This window comes from Priestia sp. 53B2 (assembly GCF_056099005.1).
The window spans coordinates 457,017-474,083 of the sequence record NZ_JBLZXA010000008.1 but is presented as its reverse complement, the minus strand read 5'-3'; the positions used below and the strand labels follow the sequence as shown (position 1 = coordinate 474,083).

Here is a 17,067-nt window from a genome sequence, read left to right as displayed (position 1 = left end):
AGAAGAAGCTTTTTGGATATAAATAAAAAGAATAAAGGAGGTGCTTATTTGGCTAAGCTTAAGCTTGTTTACCATCCTAATGAAGTACTTGAACAAGAGTGTGAAGTCGTTAAAAACTTTGATAATAAATTAGCTAAATTACTAAACGGCATGTATGATTTAATGCTTGAAGCAGACGGTGTGGGTCTAGCTGCTCCTCAAGTAGGAGTTCTGCAGCAGGTGGCAGTGGTAGACGTGGACGACCGACACGGTAAAATTGAGTTAATTAATCCGGTAATTATTGAGCAACGAGGCGAACAAATCGGTCCAGAAGGCTGCCTAAGTTTTCCGGGCCTTTTTGGTGACGTGGCTCGAGCTGATTATGTGAAAGTACGTGCGCAAAATCGTAAAGGAAAACCTTATTTTATAGAAGCAAAAGGTTTTTTAGCACGAGCAATTCAACATGAAATTGATCATTTACACGGTGTATTGTTCACGGAAAAAGTAACAAAGTATTACGAAGAGGATGAACTAGAAGGGTAGGTTTTACACGATGAAAGTCGTATTTATGGGAACGCCGGATTTTTCAGTGCCGGTTTTACAAACATTACTTAAAGATGGATATGAAGTGGTCGCAGTGGTTACACAGCCGGACCGACCAAAAGGACGCAAGCGCGTATTAACACCTCCTCCTGTAAAAGTTGAGGCGTTAAAACATGAAATACCTGTACTGCAGCCAGAAAAGATTCGTTTAGAAGAAGAATATCAGCAAGTATTAGCGTATGAGCCTGACCTAATTGTAACAGCGGCTTTTGGTCAAATTTTACCAACTCCTATTTTAGAAGCGCCTAAATACGGCTGTATTAACGTGCATGCTTCTCTGTTACCTGAACTGCGCGGAGGCGCGCCGATTCACTATTCAATTCTACAAGGTAAGCCGAAAACTGGTGTTACAATTATGTATATGGTAGAAAAATTAGATGCAGGTGATATCTTAACACAGGTAGAAGTTCCGATTGAAGAACGTGATCACGTAGGCACACTTCATGATAAACTCAGCGCTGCTGGTGCAAAATTGCTTTCAGAAACCATTCCTTCTCTTGTAAAAGGTGAAATTACGCCGGTTAAACAAAACGATGACGAAGCGACATTTGCTTCTAATATTAAGCGTGAACAAGAGAAAATTGATTGGGCCCGTACAGGAGAAGAAATTTATAACCATATCCGCGGACTTCACCCTTGGCCGGTTGCTTATACAACAGCAGACGGTCAGGTCATGAAAATTTGGTGGGGAGAGAAAGTATCTGCATCAGGCAAACCGGGTACCGTTTTATCACTTGAAGAGGATGGATTTATAGTAGCAACTGGAAATGAAACAGCTATTAAAGTGACGGAACTTCAGCCGGCTGGAAAAAAACGTATGGATGCAGCACAGTATTTACGAGGTACATCCGTTGAAGTCGGAACAGCATTAGGGGATGTCAATGAGTAAGTACAACGTTCGAGACATAGCTTTAGATATTTTACTAGCTATTGAAAAAAATCAGGCATTCAGCAATCTATTGTTAAATAACAGCATACAAAAACGTGGTATTCAAGGAAAGGATGCAGGGTTGTTAACAGAAATTGTGTATGGAACGATTCAAAGACGTGATACGTTAGATTACGGGTTAGCGCCTTTCTTGAAAAATCCAAAAAAGCTTCAGCCTTGGGTGCGAGTGCTGCTTCGTTTATCTCTTTACCAAATGGTGTATTTAGACCGAGTGCCAGACCGGGCAATCCTTCATGAAGCAGTAGAAATTGCCAAAAAACGCGGTCACAAAGGAATTGCCTCAATGGTAAACGGCGTTTTACGAAATATTCAGCGCAGCGGCACGCCTTCTTTAGAAGAAATACAAAATCCTGTGGAGCGGTTGGCGATTGAAACGAGTCACCCATTGTGGCTTGTAAAACGCTGGGTGGAACAATATGGATTGGACAAAACACGCGGAATCTGTTTAGCTAATTTAATGGCCCCTAAACAAACAATCCGAGTAAACAGTGCACGTTTTACGCAAAATGAAGTAAAAGAAGCGCTTGAAAAAGAAGGTATTGTTGTAGAACCAGGCCATTTTGTAGAAGAAGCGCTAGAAGTTCAAAAAGGAAATGCAGCTCATACACAAGCATTTCGTGAAGGAATGTTTACCGTTCAAGATGAAAGCTCTATGTTAGTGGCTCATGCGCTCGGTGCAGAGGCAGAAGAGCTAATTTTAGATAGCTGTGCTGCACCGGGAGGGAAATCAACTCATATTGCAGAGCAGCTTAAAAACAGTGGTAAAGTTATTTCCTTGGACATTCACGACCATAAAGTAAAGCTGATTGCCCAGCAGGCAGAGCGTCTGCATCTTACCAATATTGAGCCGACGGTTCAAGACAGCCGCAAAGCAGGCGAACAGTTTAATAAAGAAATGTTTGACCGCATCTTAGTAGATGCTCCGTGCTCAGGTTTTGGTGTAATGAGACGTAAACCTGATTTGAAATATACAAAAACTGAGCAAGATGTAAAGCAGCTGGCGCGTATTCAACGAGATATTTTAAATGCGGTTGCGCCTTTATTAAAAAAAGGTGGGACCCTTGTATATAGTACATGTACAATTGACCGTGATGAAAATGGGGATGTTGTAGCAGCATTTTTAGCAGATCATGCTGATTTTCAAAAAGATGAAACACTCGCTGCACGCATGCCGCAAAAGCTTAAACAAAACGTAAAACATGGTGAAATTCAATTGCTGCCAGATGCACAAAGCGATGGATTTTATATTGCATGTTTACAGAAGAAGGTGTAAAAATGGAAGAAGTAGCTAAAAGAAAAGCAAAAGCAGAAGAAAAACCGCAAAAACCATCTATTTATTCATTAGAAATGCACGACCTAGAAAATTGGTTAGTGGAACACGGAGATAAGAAGTTCCGTGCTAAACAAATTTTTGACTGGTTATATGTTAAACGCGTAACGGACTTTGACGATATGTCAAACTTATCTAAAGGATTACGTGAACAATTAAAAGACAAATTTGCATTAACGACATTAAAAACAGTTGTTCAGCAAACGTCTGGGGACGGCACGATGAAGTTTTTATTCGAACTCCATGACGGTTATACGATTGAAACAGTGCTTATGCGTCATGAATACGGAAATTCTGTCTGCGTAACGACTCAAGTTGGCTGTCGCATCGGCTGTACGTTCTGTGCGTCTACTCTTGGAGGTTTAAAGCGTAACTTAGAAGCTGGAGAAATCGTAGCGCAAGTAGTAAAAGTACAAAAAGCGCTAGATGAACAAGGAGAACGCGTGAGCTCTGTCGTAATTATGGGTATTGGGGAGCCGTTTGATAACTATGATGAAATGATGCGCTTCTTAAAAACAATTAACAGTGATGATGGATTAAATATTGGTGCACGTCATATCACAGTATCGACAAGTGGGATCATTCCGAAAATCTATAAGTTTGCTGATGAAAAAATGCAAATCAATTTTGCGATTTCACTTCACGCTCCAAACAATGAGATCCGCTCACGCTTAATGCCGATTAACCGTGCGTACAAACTTCCTGATTTGATGGAAGCCATTAAATATTATACGGATAAAACGGGAAGACGTATTAGCTTTGAGTATGGTCTATTCGGAGGCGTAAACGATCAAGTAGAGCATGCCGAGGAATTAGCGGATTTGATTAAAGACGTTAAATGTCACGTGAACTTGATTCCGGTAAACTATGTGCCTGAGCGTGATTATGTTCGTACACCGCGTGAACAGATTTTTGCATTTGAACGTACGCTTAAAAAGCGTGGCGTTAACGTGACTATTCGACGTGAGCAAGGTCATGATATCGATGCAGCTTGTGGCCAATTGCGTGCGAAGGAGCGTAAAGAAGAGACGAGGTGATTGTATGGCAACTGTCTTCATGACAGACCGAGGGAGAGTTAGACAACACAATGAAGATAACGGAGGGGTATTTTTGAACCAACACAATCAGCTGCTTGCAATTGTGGCTGATGGTATGGGAGGTCATCGAGCTGGCGACGTCGCCAGTGAGATGGCGGTTCAAAAATTGCAAATAGCGTGGGAAGAAGCGGACAAAGTAACGTCTCCTGATAAGGCGACGCAGTGGATTCGTACGCATATTTCGCAAATTAATCAAGATATTTATCAGTATGCTCAGAAGCATGAAGAATGTAAAGGGATGGGTACAACAGTTGTACTTGCTTTATGCGCCGATACGTTTTGTGCGATTGGCAATATAGGAGACAGCAGATGCTATATTTCAAATGAATATGGATTTCAACAAGTAACAGAAGATCATTCTCTTGTGAATGAACTCGTAAAAAATGGTCAAATCACAAAAGAAGATGCTGAGCATCATCCACGAAAAAATATCTTATTGCGAGCACTAGGTACCGAAGAAAACGTTAGTTTAGATGTAAAAACAATTGAAGTGGAAAAAGAAGATCGATTATTATTATGTTCAGATGGACTGACAAATAAGGTAACGGAACAAAAGCTGAACGAAACGTTATCCACAAGTTCATCACTTCACGAAAAGGGTACGAGCCTGATTCAATTAGCAAATGAGCTTGGTGGAGAAGACAATATTACACTTGCAATTGTGGACTTTACATCTGAAAGTGGGTGAGAGTGTTGCTAATAGGTAGACGGCTAAACGACCGTTATAAGGTATTGCAAGTAATTGGTGGAGGCGGAATGGCAAACGTCTATTTAGGTCGCGACATGATTTTGGATCGTGATGTGGCAATTAAAGTGCTTCGTTTAGACTTTGCAAGTGACGATGCGTTTATAAAGCGTTTCCATCGAGAAGCACAATCTGCTACGAGTATTGCTCATCCTAATATTGTCAGTATTTATGATGTTGGAGAAGAAGAAGATATTTACTATATCATCATGGAATATGTACCGGGTATGACATTAAAGCAATACATTCTGCAAGAATCACCACTATCTCTTGATAAAGCCATACATATTATGACGCAGATTACATCAGCTATTGCCCATGCTCATCAGTACGGAATTATTCACCGGGATATTAAGCCTCAAAATATTTTAATTGATCATGATGATACCATTAAAGTTACTGACTTCGGCATTGCCGTAGCACTAAGTTCTACAACCATTACGCATACTAATTCTGTTTTGGGCTCTGTTCATTATTTATCTCCTGAACAGGCAAGGGGAGGGCTTGCGAATAAGCGTTCTGATATTTATTCGCTTGGCATCGTCCTATTTGAATTGCTAACGGGTCGAGTCCCTTTTTCTGGGGAATCGGCTGTGTCAATTGCATTAAAACATTTACAGACAGAAACACCTTCTCCCAAAAGGTGGAATCCATCTATCCCTCAAAGCGTGGAGAATGTTGTATTAAAAGCAACAACTAAAGATCCATTTTACCGATACAGTTCCGTCGAAGAACTTGAAGCGGATTTACAGTCTGCTGTTCATCCAAATCGTTATAATGAACAAAGGTTTACGGTGCCTGATGATGAAGAAGTGACAAAAGCCATTCCAGTTATTAAGGAGGATTTTGTTGAATCCGAAGAAACGCACGTACCTGTGAGAAAACCACCTCACTTAGAGCGCGAAGAACAAGAGGAAGAAGAGTTAAAGCCGAAGAAAAAAAAGAAGAAAAAGAAAAAAGGCAAAAGCAAGCTGATTGTAACGCTTGTTTTAATTTTTTTGCTGCTGGCAGCTGCTAGCGTAGCCGCCGTTACATTTATTCCAGCTTTATTACTGCCAAAAGACGTAAAGGTTCCTGATTTACATAATCAAGATTATGAATCAGCAGTAACCGATTTAGTTTCTTTAGGCTTTAAAGTGAAGAATCCTAAAGATATATCCGATAATGAGGTGGAAGAAGGCGACGTGGTTAAAACGATGCCAGAAGCGGGAGACGTTATCAAAGAAGGATCTAACGTCATTATTTATCGAAGTACAGGAAAGAAAAAAGAAGCATTTAACAGGTACATTGGAAGAAGCTTTACGGAAGTAAAAAGTCTGTTAGAAAAGCAGAATTATAAAGATATCCAATCCATCGAAGTTGAAAGCACAGAACCAAAAGGCAATATTACAGATCAGACGCCTAAAGAAACTGAACAAGTCGTGCCGGAAGATACAACGGTTACGCTATGGGTAAGTAAGGGTCCGCCGAAGATTACATTAAAGGATTTCTCGGGCTGGACGGAAAAAAGCGTAAAAGATTATGCATCAGATGAAGATATTGAAGTGGACGTAAAAACAGCGTATTCCGACACTGTTGAAAAAGGTCTCGTGATGTCTCAAAAGCCTGCAGCGGAGCAGAGTATCGAGCAAGGTGATAAGCTCACCATTACGGTCTCAATGGGCAAGGAGCCAAAAGCTCCTCAAACGGTGTCAGTGGATGTGACTATTCCGTATAAAGAAGAGACTGACACCGAAGCAAGCACGGAACAAGGCGACGTAACGGAAACAGGCGATGCCACCGGAACAGAAGAGGAAAAGCCAAAGCCGCAAAAAGTACAAATTTATATCGAAGATGCAGATAACGATATGTCTGTTCCTGCTAAAGAACTAACGATTACTGAAACAACAAAAGAATCGTTCGATGTTTTAGTTGATGAAAATGAAAAAGCGTCTTATAAAATTGTCCGAGACGGGGAAGTTATTGAAGAAAAAGACGTTGAATATCCAGAGTGATAGGAGTGAGGTTATGCCAGAAGGAAGAATTATTAAATCCCTTAGCGGATTTTATTATGTTCTTCATGACGGACAAGTAACGCAATGTCGAGGACGAGGTGTTTTTCGTAAAAAGAAGGTAACGCCTTTAGTCGGTGACAATGTAGTATTTCAGGCGGAAAATAAGCTTGAAGGATATATACTTGAAATTAAAGAACGTAAAAATGAATTAGTTCGTCCCCCCATTTCAAATGTTGATCAGGCGCTGCTTGTTTTTTCAGCGATTGAACCTGATTTTAGCACAATGCTTCTTGACCGATTTTTAGTGTTAGTAGAGTCTAATCATATTGAACCTATTATTTGTATTTCAAAAGTAGATCTTTTATCACAGCAGCAAAAGCAAGAAATCGAGCAATATGCCGAAGAATATCGTAAAATAGGATATGAGGTCATTTTAACGTCGACAGTCACAGAAAAAGGCATGGAACAAATTCAGCCGTTATTTGAAGATCGCGTAACGGTTATTGCCGGACAGTCAGGTGTAGGTAAATCTTCACTGTTAAATACACTTAAACCAGAGCTTGAGTTAAAGACAAATGATATTTCAATGTCACTTGGAAGAGGAAAGCATACAACACGTCATGTAGAACTGATTTCGTTTGGTGAAGGTTTAGTAGCCGATACGCCAGGCTTTAGCTCACTGGAATTTTTAACATTAGAAGTAGAAGAGTTAACCGATTGTTTTCCTGAAATGTCGCGTTTGAGTGAACAGTGTAAATTTCGAGGTTGTTTGCATGTGAAAGAACCAAAATGTGCGGTGAAAGAAGCATACGAACAAAAAGAAATTCCGAGTTATCGCTACGAACATTACTTGCAATTTATTGAGGAAATTAAGCAAAGAAAGCCGAGGTATTAAAAATGACAAAAATCGCACCTTCCATTTTATCAGCCAATTTTTCAAAGCTTGCTGAAGAAATTCGTGAAGTTGAAGCAGGTGGAGCAGACTACATCCATATAGACGTTATGGATGGCCATTTTGTTCCTAATATTACAATTGGCCCGCTTATCGTTGAGGCTGTACGCCCTGTCACAACACTGCCATTAGATGTGCATTTAATGATTGAAAACCCAGATCAATACGTTCCAATGTTTGCAAAGGCAGGTGCTGATATTTTAACGGTACATGCTGAAGCATGTACTCATTTGCACCGCACCATTCAATTAATTAAAGAGCACGGCATGAAAGCAGGCGTTGCTTTAAATCCTGCAACGCCAATTGACGTGGTGAAGCATATCTTAGAAGATATCGATCTTATTTTATTAATGACGGTGAACCCTGGCTTTGGAGGACAAAACTTTATTCCAAGTGTACTGCCGAAAATCGAGCAAATCTCTCAGCTTATTGAAATTCGTCACCTTTCTATTGAAGTAGAGGTTGATGGAGGAATTAATGAAGAAACAGCACGAAAATGTGTGGAAGCAGGAGCAAATGTCTTAGTGGCTGGCTCAGCTATTTATAATCAAGAAGATCGAGCTGGCGCAATTAGTCAAATTCGCACAACTGTTCAAGCGTAAGTAATAAAAGCTGCTGTGTACAACGAGTAGAACTTGTACACAGCAGCTTTTTCTTTTAGGATAAAGAAAACATATTTATTTCGTTCATTTTTTAATAGAAAAGGAGCATATACATAATGAAAATTCATATTCTAGCAGGGGGACCGGATGAACATATGCCACCCCTGCACCAATCAAATGATGTAAAGTGGGTAGGAGTAGACCGCGGCGTATTCCTTCTTCTTCAACAAGACATTTTGCCCGTAAAAGCATTCGGAGATTTTGATTCCATTACAAATGCGCAGCTTAAGCTAGTGAGAGAAGCATTGCAAGATGTTGAATTGTATCCTGCAGAAAAAGATGCAACGGATTTGGAACTTGCTTTTGAGTGGGCAATAGGGCAAAAACCGGACAGTATTTGTATCTTTGGAGCAACAGGTGGAAGGCTTGACCACATGTTTGGAAGCATTCAGCTCCTGTACAAAGGGTTAAAAGAGAAAGCGAATGTACAAATGATTGACAATCAAAATATCATTCAATTGTTTGAACCAGGCACTTATCATGTTGATCGTTTAAAGGAGTTTCACTATATTTCATTCGTTCCTTTTGCAGGCGGTGTAAAAGAGCTTACGCTAGAAGGTTTCAAATATCCGCTCAATAAGCATGAAGTAGAACTCGGCTCAACTTTATGTATTAGCAATGAACTTATTCAACAAAGAGGTACTTTTTCATTTGCAAAAGGCATATTAATGATGGTAAGAAGCAATGATAAACGTTGCTTGTGATGAAGTATGGAAAATGAGAGCAGGACATAGGGCTTTCTTTAAAAGGAGATAAAGTGTGGAGACGGTTAGGAGGGACAGTATGAAATTCTATACAATCAAACTTCCAAAGTTTTTAGGTGGCATCGTAAAGGTCATGCTTAATTCGTTCAAAAAAGATTAACAACGCCGGAATAATAAAAGAAGCACCATAAAATATGGTGCTTTTTCATTATAAAGATTAAACGCGTTGAACTTTACCAGACTTAAGGGCTCTAGCTGAAACGTACACACGTTTTGGTTTACCGTTCACTAAGATACGTACTTTTTGAACGTTAGCACCCCATTTACGCTTAGTAGCGTTCATTGCGTGAGAACGTGCGTTACCTGAACGAGCTTTTCTACCAGTTACTACACATTTGCGTGCCATGATTTTCCCTCCTAACACCAAAAAAACTACTCAATTCTGTTTTGAGAAATACTATATTAATTTATCACAGCCTTACAGAGAATGCAATAGTTCTGGAGAAAAGCTTTCAAGAAATTTTCCTTGACATATAAAATGAATCTATGTTCAATAATATAGAGAGTAGAAATAGGTATAACTTGGGCTATTACGTATTTTAAGACAAGTTGATACCTAATACTGTCATCTTTAAAAGGGACAAGCTGGACGCCTCTTTTAAAACGAGATTGATTATAGTAGAATATTTATAACCTATGAAAGTAGAAAGGGGAACGAGTATGTCCATCGAAATGAAAACGAAGTATGGTCAAATTGATATCTCTACAGATGTAATTGCAACAATTGCTGGAGGAGCAGCTGTTGATTGTTACGGGATTGTCGGAATGGCTTCAAAAAATCAGCTTAAAGATGGTCTTACAGAAATTCTTCGCAAAGAAAACTTTACACGAGGTATTGTGGTAAGACAAGAAGAGGATGACGTACATATCGACATGTACATTATCGTAAGCTATGGAACAAAAATTTCTGAAATTGCTCATAATGTGCAAACAAAAGTAAAATACACACTGGAACAAACGGTTGGTTTAACGGTTGATTCAGTAAATATTTATGTGCAGGGTGTTCGTGTAACGAACGTTTAATTAAGGAGGAAGATTCGTGTCAATGACAACGTTGGACGGAAAGCGGTTTAGAGAAATGGTGCTTCAAGGAGCCCAGCATCTATCTAACAATGCAGATTATGTAGATGCGCTGAACGTTTTTCCTGTACCAGATGGTGATACTGGAACAAATATGAACTTATCGATTACGTCTGGTGCTAAAGAAGTGAAAAATAAACTATCTGATCACATCGGCCAAGTGAGTCAAGCTTTGTCTAAGGGCTTATTGATGGGGGCGCGTGGTAATTCAGGAGTTATTTTATCTCAATTATTCCGCGGTTTTGCGAAATCGGTTGAGCAAAAGTCAGCGATTACAACAGTTGAGTTTGCTGAAGCTCTTGAGCTTGGTGTAGAAACTGCTTATAAAGCTGTTATGAAACCAATCGAAGGAACCATTTTAACAGTAGCTAAGGATACTGCTAAAAAAGCAGCGGCTGTTGCTAAAAAGCAATCTGATATGATTCTGTTCATGGAAGAAGTATTTAAGGAAGCTAATGCTTCGTTAAATCGTACGCCAGATCTTTTACCCGTGTTAAAAGAAGTAGGCGTAGTGGATAGCGGAGGTCAAGGGCTTGTTTTAATTTATGAAGGGTTTTTAGCTGAATTAAAAGGTGAAAAACTTCCGGGTGTACCCATGTCAGCTCCTTCGATGAATGAACTCGTAAATGCTGAGCATCATAAGCATGCGCAAAGCCATATGAATACAGAAGATATTGAATTTGGCTATTGTACAGAATTTATGGTAAGGCTGGAAGAGGATAAGCCTGCAGCTAAAACATTTTCTGAAGAAACGTTTCGTCAAGACTTAAGTAAATGGGGCGACTCATTGCTTGTAGTATCTGATGATGAAATCGTGAAAGTTCATATTCACGCTGAGCATCCTGGAGAAGTGTTAAACTACGGGCAGCAATATGGAAGTTTAATTAAAATGAAGATTGAAAACATGAGAGAACAGCATAGCAGCATTGTTTCAGGTGAAGAAAAGCCTGCAGTAAAAAATGCTGAAAAACAGCCCTTTGGCATTGTTACTGTGTCAATGGGAAAAGGAATTGCTGAATTGTTCAAAAGCCTTGGGGCAACGGTTGTCATTGAAGGCGGACAAACAATGAATCCAAGTACGGAGGATATTGTCAAAGCGATTGAAGAAACAAATGCTGAACAGGTACTGATTTTACCTAATAACGGAAATATTGTGATGGCTGCTAACCAAGCGGCTGCTGTTGCCGGCAGTCACGTTTCGGTTATCCCGTCTAAAACGGTTCCTCAAGGAATGACAGCGCTGCTATCATTTAATCCTCAGCAAAGCTTAAAAGAAAACGAGGAAGTAATGACAGAAGCTCTACAGCACGTGAAAACAGGACAAGTAACGTATGCAGTTCGCGATACAAATATTGATGGTCTTGAATTAGCTAAAGGCGATTTTATGGGTATTGCCGAAAAGAAAATCGTTGTAAAAGATTCAGAGAAATTAGAAGCAGCGAAAAAGCTTTTGACTTATATGATTGATGACGAAGCGGAAATCCTTACGATTCTTCAAGGAGAGGACGTCTCAGACGATGAAGCTGAAGCGCTAACATCGTTTGTAGAAGAAACGTTTGAAGAAGTTGAGGTAGAGCTTCATAAAGGAGATCAACCTTTATATTCTTACATTTTTGCAATTGAATAACAAAAAAAGAAGCACCCCTCCCGAGGGGCGCTTCTTTTTTGTGTTTTTTTAAGTTAAATACGAACTATTTTATTTTTAAATGTTGTAATCGTTCGGTATATTAGGTATATTAGTTGAAAAGAACCCATTTGTATGGTAGTTTTGAAAACTGATTGAGTCAAATGTGAAAGAAAACAGCATGAGAGGAGAGACAACAGTGGATATTTTAAAAGGAACAGGTTTATTATTATTAGTTTTATTTTTATTTTGGTTATTTAGCAACAAGGCACCTTATGGCATGAAAGCAATGGGGGCTCTGGCAAGCGGAGCGGTAGCTGCGTTTCTCGTAGAGGCCTTTCAGTCATATGTAGGAGGAGATTTACTAGGTATTTCATTCCTAGGTGAAGTTGGAAAGGCTGCAGGAGGAATGGGAGGAGTTGCGGCGGCAGCACTAGTTGCTCTGGCGTTAGGAGTATCTCCTGTATATGCTCTTATGATGGGGGTAGTGTGTTCAGGGCTAGGCTTGCTCCCTGGATTTTTTGCGGGATACCTCATGGCATTTGTAGTGAAATTTATTGAGAAAAAGGCACCTGCTGGTTTAGACTTATTAGGCAACATCTTAATTGCAGCACCTTTAACAAGATTAATTGGTAATGCATTCTCACCTATTGTAGATGCGACGCTTTTAAATATTGGAGGAATTATCAAAGATACAACAAGTGCTAGCCCTATTTTGATGGGAATTATTTTAGGAGGAGTTATTACAGTAGTAGCAACGGCTCCGCTTAGCTCAATGGCTTTAACGGCTATGCTAGGGTTAACGGGATTGCCTATGGCGATTGGAGCTCTTGCTGTGTTTGGTTCTTCTTTCATGAACTATGTGCTGTTTGATCGATTAAAAATTGGGGATCGTCGTACAACCATTTCAGTTGCAGTTGAACCTTTAACACAAGCGAATATTATTTCAGCAAATCCGATTCCTATCTACATTACAAACTTTGTTGGAGGTGCACTAGCCGGTGTGGTTGTGGCTCTGTTCGGATTGGTAAATGATGCTGCAGGCACGGCAACGCCAATCGCAGGACTTGCGGTGATGTTTGGGTTTAATGACCCTATGAAGGTCACAATTTGTGCAGTACTTTGCGCACTAGCGGGAGCATTAGCTGGGTTTATAGGTTCAGTTGTTTTTAAAAACTTTAAAATTAAAACAGTAGACGATGTAGCTTCTGAGCAAGAAGCAGCTTAAGTAATTCATCTTTTCCTGCATAATATAGCAAAAAAAGCGGTGTGCTTATCTTATTTTTATGGATAAATACACCGCTTTTTTTGTGCGTGAATCCCTAATAAAAATGAGAATTTTTAAATTTTTTAAGAGCGTGAAACAAAGCTTCCAAAAAGTCAAAAGCTCAAGTAACATATAAGTAATAACAATGTCTAAATAGCAGGGGGAAAATCCTTATGAAATATAAATCTGTCTTTGATATTATTGGTCCGGTAATGATTGGACCATCTAGCTCACATACAGCTGGTGCAGCGCGTATTGGACGCGTTGCCCGAACGCTTTTTGGCAAGCAGCCCACAAAAGTTGTGGTTTCACTGTACGGTTCTTTTGCTCAAACGTATAAAGGGCACGGAACAGACGTAGCGCTGATTGGCGGTATTTTAGATTTTGATACGTTCGACCAGCGTATTCCGCAATCTTTGGACTTAGCTAAAAAAGAAGGAATGGACGTCACATTTGTTGAGGAAGCGGCAATCACAGATCATCCGAATACTGCTCGCATCAAAATGAGCGACGGATTAAAGGAAATTGAAGTTGTTGGAATTTCAATTGGCGGAGGGAAAATTCAAATTACGGAGCTGAACGGATTTGAATTAAATTTATCAGGCATGAATCCAGCTATTCTCGTTGTGCATAATGACCGATTTGGTGCCATTGCGACCGTTACGAATATTTTGATGAAACACTCAATTAATATCGGACATATGGAAGTATCTCGCAAAGAGCGCGGAGAAGTAGCGCTCATGGCAATTGAAATGGATACGAATATTGAAGATGATGTAATTGAAGAGTTAAAAACATTGCCTCACATTATTCAAGTAACAAGAATGGTTGAGTAGGATAGAGCGAATAGGAACGGCTTGAGAGAATAACTGGAGCCGAGTGATTATAGATGATTCTAAAGTGAAAATAAGACAGAATGATAGCGGAGGTTACTATGTTTCGAAACGTAGCAGAACTAGTAGAATTAGCAGAAAGTCAAAATGTAAAAATTGCGGAGATTATGATTCAACAGGAAATAGATATCACAGGAGTTACTCGTGAAGAAATCATGGAAAAAATGGACCGGAACTTAACGGTTATGGAAGAAGCGGTTGAACGCGGTTTAAAAGGGGTACAGTCTGTTACAGGTTTAACAGGCGGAGATGCAGTGCTGCTTCAAAACTATATTCAAAGTGGAAAATCTTTATCTGGAAATTTAATTTTAGATGCAGTCAGCAAAGCAGTAGCGACAAACGAAGTAAATGCGGCAATGGGGACAATCTGTGCAACACCTACTGCTGGATCCGCGGGGGTAGTGCCAGGAACGCTGTTTGCAGTGCAAAATAAGCTAAACCCAACTCGTAAAGAAATGATTGAATTTTTATTTACATCAGGTGCTTTTGGGTTTGTTGTAGCCAATAATGCGTCTATTTCAGGAGCAGCAGGCGGATGTCAAGCAGAAGTTGGTTCAGCTTCAGGTATGGCAGCTGCAGCGATTGTTGAAATGGCGGGAGGTACACCGAGTCAGGCAGCTGAAGCAATGGCAATTACTCTCAAAAATATGCTAGGATTAGTATGTGACCCAGTAGCGGGGCTAGTAGAAGTTCCATGTGTGAAACGAAACGCAATGGGAGCGGCGAATGCAATGATTGCAGCAGATATGGCCTTAGCAGGCATTACAAGTCGTATTCCCTGTGATGAAGTCATTGATGCTATGTATAAAATTGGTCAAACAATGCCGGTTGCATTACGAGAAACTGCACAAGGAGGCTTAGCGGCAACACCAACAGGTCGCGAGCTTGAAGCGAAGATCTTTGGTATTGCATTAAATAAAAGTGAATGAACTAACAACTATTTCAATTAAAACCATTAAAGGTATTGGAGAGGAAACAGCACAAGCATTAGAGGATATGCATATTCACAGTGTGCATGACTTGTTAGAACATTTCCCATACCGCTATGAAGATTATGAGTTAAAAGATTTGGCTGAAGCAAAGCACGACGAAAAGGTCACCGTAGAAGGAAAGGTTCACAGCGTCCCTTCGCTTACGTATTACGGAAAAAAACGTTCGCGCCTGACGTTTCGGCTGCTAGTAAACCGCTATTTGATTACGGTTACTTGTTTTAATCGCCCTTACTATAAATCAAAGTTAGAAATCGATCAAACTGTTACGGTTACGGGGAAATGGGATCAGCATCGGCAAACGATTAACTTGCAGGAGCTTCAATTTTCTCCGTTTGTTAAAAATCAAACGATTGAGCCTGTTTACTCAGTTAAAGGCAGCTTAACGGTCAAAGGAATGCGGAAGTTCGTCTCTCTTGCGTTGAAGAATTATGGTAGTAGCATTCAGGATATGCTTCCGGCCTCTATTCGTTCTAGGTACAAACTAGTAACGCGTGAAGAAGCGGTTAGAAGTATTCACTTACCTCGTGATCATGAAGATTTAAAACAAGCAAGGCGTCGATTTGTCTATGAAGAATTTCTACTTTTTCAATTAAAAATGCAGGCGCTTAGAAAGCGCGAAAGAGAAGAAACGCCTGGAATGAAGCAAGCATTTGATTCAACTGAGCTGGTAAACTTCACGAACTTGCTGCCGTTTCCGTTAACAAACGCTCAAAAACGTGTAGTAAACGAAATTACGCACGATATGAAATCGCCTTATCGCATGAATCGCTTGCTGCAAGGTGATGTAGGGTCAGGTAAAACAGTCGTAGCAGCGGTTGCTTTATACGCCACTGTTTTAGCAGGGCATCAAGGTGCTTTAATGGTACCGACTGAAATTTTAGCTGAACAGCATGCTGAGTCATTGACTGCGATGCTTGAAAAGGTAGGAATCAGCGTAGGCTTGCTAACAGGGTCTGTTAAAGGAAAAGCAAGACGAGAGCTGCTTGAGCGAGTGAAAGACGGAGATGTTCATGTATTAGTAGGTACACATGCCTTAATTCAAGACGAAGTTATATATAATAGTTTAGGGCTCGTCATTACGGATGAACAGCACCGCTTTGGAGTTGGGCAGCGCCGGGTTTTACGTGAAAAAGGAGAAAGTCCCGATGTACTGTTTATGACGGCGACTCCTATTCCACGAACCCTTGCTATTACGGTGTTTGGAGAAATGGATGTGTCCATTATTGATGAAATGCCAGCAGGACGTAAGGCAATTGAAACATACTGGGTAAAACATGATATGCTTGAACGTATTTTACATTTCGTTGAAAAAGAAATACATGACGGCAGACAAGCTTACGTTATTTGTCCGTTGATTGAAGAATCGGACAAGCTTGATGTTCAAAATGCAATTGATGTGCATGCAACACTCACTCACTATTTTAATGGAAAAGCAAGCGTTGGTCTCATGCACGGAAGATTGTCACCTGATGAAAAAGAAGAAGTGATGAAACAGTTTAGCGTAAATGACGTGCAGATTTTAGTATCAACAACAGTTGTAGAAGTAGGAGTGAACGTCCCGAATGCAACCGTCATGGTCATTTATGATGCAGAGCGCTTTGGGTTATCTCAGCTTCATCAGCTAAGAGGACGCGTAGGACGAGGAGATGCACAGTCGTATTGTATTCTGCTCGCGGATCCGAAATCAGAAGTTGGAAAAGAACGAATGACCATTATGACGGAAACAAATGATGGATTTGTATTATCAGAAAGAGACTTAGAGCTTCGTGGGCCTGGTGATTTCTTTGGTAGAAAACAAAGCGGGATGCCTGAGTTTAAAGTAGCCGATATGGTGCACGATTACCGTGCGCTTGAAGTAGCTCGAGAAGATGCTGCTAAGCTTGTAAATTCCGACAGCTTTTGGACAGAAGATCAGTTTGCACTGCTGAGAATACAACTAGAAGCAACGGGCGTATTAACTGGAGAAAAATTTGATTAGTAAAAGAGACTGGAACAAAGTATTTTAGTTGAAGGAAAATCCGAACGATCAATCGTTCGGATTTTTTTCATTGTGATGATGAACGTAGATTTCATGTATGTGATGGGTATGTAGGTGCTTCTAACTGTTAAGTGAAGGGCAAGGCACTCCTGCGGGGA

The 17,067-nt window shown here is 40.2% G+C and carries 17 protein-coding genes; 16 read left to right on the top strand and 1 reads right to left on the bottom strand.

Features of this window, described 5'->3' with window-relative positions; translation table 11 throughout:
• Positions 1 to 48: 48 nt before the first annotated feature.
• The 10 genes from def to spoVM all read left to right on the top strand — a co-directional run bounded on the left by def (position 49) and on the right by spoVM (position 9,175).
• Entirely contained in the window at positions 49 to 522 is a 474-nt protein-coding gene (def, locus tag ACN6NE_RS05775) for a peptide deformylase (RefSeq protein ID WP_013084828.1), read from the top strand.
• Between the two features lie 10 nt (positions 523 to 532).
• Positions 533 to 1,471 carry a methionyl-tRNA formyltransferase gene (fmt, locus tag ACN6NE_RS05770; RefSeq protein ID WP_129704523.1) on the top strand — a complete coding sequence of 313 codons (939 nt, stop codon included), beginning with the start codon at positions 533 to 535 and terminating at the stop codon, positions 1,469 to 1,471.
• Entirely contained in the window at positions 1,464 to 2,804 is a 1,341-nt protein-coding gene (gene rsmB / locus ACN6NE_RS05765) for a 16S rRNA (cytosine(967)-C(5))-methyltransferase RsmB (RefSeq protein ID WP_129704521.1), read from the top strand. The genes fmt and rsmB overlap by 8 nt, the downstream gene beginning before the upstream one ends.
• 2 nt (positions 2,805 to 2,806) lie before the next feature.
• A complete protein-coding gene (gene rlmN, locus ACN6NE_RS05760; protein ID WP_474324855.1) occupies positions 2,807 to 3,898 on the top strand; it encodes a dual-specificity RNA methyltransferase RlmN in 1,092 nt (363 codons plus the stop codon).
• Between the two features lie 4 nt (positions 3,899 to 3,902).
• A complete protein-coding gene (locus tag ACN6NE_RS05755; RefSeq protein ID WP_129704519.1) occupies positions 3,903 to 4,646 on the top strand; it encodes a Stp1/IreP family PP2C-type Ser/Thr phosphatase in 744 nt (247 codons plus the stop codon).
• A gap of 5 nt (positions 4,647 to 4,651) precedes the next feature.
• The gene (pknB, locus tag ACN6NE_RS05750) at positions 4,652 to 6,697 is read left to right on the top strand and encodes a Stk1 family PASTA domain-containing Ser/Thr kinase (RefSeq protein ID WP_165351672.1); all 2,046 of its coding nucleotides are present in this window, start codon (positions 4,652 to 4,654) and stop codon (positions 6,695 to 6,697) included.
• A gap of 13 nt (positions 6,698 to 6,710) precedes the next feature.
• Positions 6,711 to 7,592 carry a ribosome small subunit-dependent GTPase A gene (rsgA, locus tag ACN6NE_RS05745; protein ID WP_013058917.1) on the top strand — a complete coding sequence of 294 codons (882 nt, stop codon included), beginning with the start codon at positions 6,711 to 6,713 and terminating at the stop codon, positions 7,590 to 7,592.
• 2 nt (positions 7,593 to 7,594) lie between these two features.
• Complete coding sequence (gene rpe / locus ACN6NE_RS05740) at positions 7,595 to 8,251, top strand: ribulose-phosphate 3-epimerase (RefSeq protein WP_013058916.1); 657 nt, start codon at positions 7,595 to 7,597, stop codon at positions 8,249 to 8,251.
• Positions 8,252 to 8,367: 116 nt separating this feature from the next.
• On the top strand, positions 8,368 to 9,015 hold the full coding sequence (locus tag ACN6NE_RS05735; RefSeq protein WP_129704514.1) for a thiamine diphosphokinase: 648 nt from the start codon (positions 8,368 to 8,370) through the stop codon (positions 9,013 to 9,015).
• A gap of 79 nt (positions 9,016 to 9,094) precedes the next feature.
• Positions 9,095 to 9,175: a stage V sporulation protein SpoVM gene (gene spoVM, locus ACN6NE_RS05730; protein ID WP_016765421.1), complete on the top strand. Its 81-nt coding sequence runs from the start codon at positions 9,095 to 9,097 to the stop codon at positions 9,173 to 9,175.
• 57 nt (positions 9,176 to 9,232) lie between these two features.
• Here spoVM and rpmB read toward each other — a convergent pair whose 3' ends face one another.
• Entirely contained in the window at positions 9,233 to 9,421 is a 189-nt protein-coding gene (gene rpmB / locus ACN6NE_RS05725; protein WP_013058914.1) for a 50S ribosomal protein L28, read from the bottom strand.
• Between the two features lie 314 nt (positions 9,422 to 9,735).
• Here rpmB and ACN6NE_RS05720 point away from each other — a divergent pair, with 314 nt between their 5' ends.
• The 6 genes from ACN6NE_RS05720 (at position 9,736) to recG (ending at position 16,909) form a co-directional block, all read left to right on the top strand.
• Positions 9,736 to 10,098, top strand: coding sequence for an Asp23/Gls24 family envelope stress response protein (locus ACN6NE_RS05720; protein WP_013058913.1), 363 nt, complete (start codon positions 9,736 to 9,738; stop codon positions 10,096 to 10,098).
• Positions 10,099 to 10,114: 16 nt separating this feature from the next.
• Positions 10,115 to 11,782, top strand: a complete 1,668-nt coding sequence (locus ACN6NE_RS05715; protein ID WP_129704512.1) for a DAK2 domain-containing protein — start codon at positions 10,115 to 10,117, stop codon at positions 11,780 to 11,782.
• A 196-nt stretch (positions 11,783 to 11,978) separates the two neighbouring features.
• A complete protein-coding gene (locus ACN6NE_RS05710; RefSeq protein WP_016765419.1) occupies positions 11,979 to 13,007 on the top strand; it encodes a PTS sugar transporter subunit IIC in 1,029 nt (342 codons plus the stop codon).
• 212 nt (positions 13,008 to 13,219) lie between these two features.
• Complete coding sequence (sdaAB, locus tag ACN6NE_RS05705; RefSeq protein WP_013058911.1) at positions 13,220 to 13,882, top strand: L-serine ammonia-lyase, iron-sulfur-dependent subunit beta; 663 nt, start codon at positions 13,220 to 13,222, stop codon at positions 13,880 to 13,882.
• A 98-nt stretch (positions 13,883 to 13,980) separates the two neighbouring features.
• Positions 13,981 to 14,868, top strand: a complete 888-nt coding sequence (gene sdaAA, locus ACN6NE_RS05700; RefSeq protein WP_014458410.1) for an L-serine ammonia-lyase, iron-sulfur-dependent, subunit alpha — start codon at positions 13,981 to 13,983, stop codon at positions 14,866 to 14,868.
• Positions 14,861 to 16,909 carry an ATP-dependent DNA helicase RecG gene (gene recG, locus ACN6NE_RS05695; RefSeq protein ID WP_129704510.1) on the top strand — a complete coding sequence of 683 codons (2,049 nt, stop codon included), beginning with the start codon at positions 14,861 to 14,863 and terminating at the stop codon, positions 16,907 to 16,909. Before sdaAA ends, recG begins: the two co-directional genes overlap by 8 nt.
• The last annotated feature ends 158 nt before the right edge of the window (positions 16,910 to 17,067 follow it).

Bases quoted from the DNA above. Each gene is read 5' to 3' on its own strand.
- rsmB (WP_129704521.1), top strand. From the start codon at position 1,464: ATGAGTAAGTACAACGTTCGAGACATAGCTTTAGATATTTTACTAGCT.
- spoVM (WP_016765421.1), top strand. From the start codon at position 9,095: ATGAAATTCTATACAATCAAACTTCCAAAGTTTTTAGGTGGCATCGTA.
- ACN6NE_RS05720 (WP_013058913.1), top strand. From the start codon at position 9,736: ATGTCCATCGAAATGAAAACGAAGTATGGTCAAATTGATATCTCTACA.
- sdaAB (WP_013058911.1), top strand. From the start codon at position 13,220: ATGAAATATAAATCTGTCTTTGATATTATTGGTCCGGTAATGATTGGA.
- ACN6NE_RS05755 (WP_129704519.1), top strand. From the start codon at position 3,903: ATGGCAACTGTCTTCATGACAGACCGAGGGAGAGTTAGACAACACAAT.
- fmt (WP_129704523.1), top strand. From the start codon at position 533: ATGAAAGTCGTATTTATGGGAACGCCGGATTTTTCAGTGCCGGTTTTA.
- rpmB (WP_013058914.1), bottom strand. From the start codon at position 9,421: ATGGCACGCAAATGTGTAGTAACTGGTAGAAAAGCTCGTTCAGGTAAC.
- ACN6NE_RS05735 (WP_129704514.1), top strand. From the start codon at position 8,368: ATGAAAATTCATATTCTAGCAGGGGGACCGGATGAACATATGCCACCC.
- rsgA (WP_013058917.1), top strand. From the start codon at position 6,711: ATGCCAGAAGGAAGAATTATTAAATCCCTTAGCGGATTTTATTATGTT.
- rlmN (WP_474324855.1), top strand. From the start codon at position 2,807: ATGGAAGAAGTAGCTAAAAGAAAAGCAAAAGCAGAAGAAAAACCGCAA.
- sdaAA (WP_014458410.1), top strand. From the start codon at position 13,981: ATGTTTCGAAACGTAGCAGAACTAGTAGAATTAGCAGAAAGTCAAAAT.
- rpe (WP_013058916.1), top strand. From the start codon at position 7,595: ATGACAAAAATCGCACCTTCCATTTTATCAGCCAATTTTTCAAAGCTT.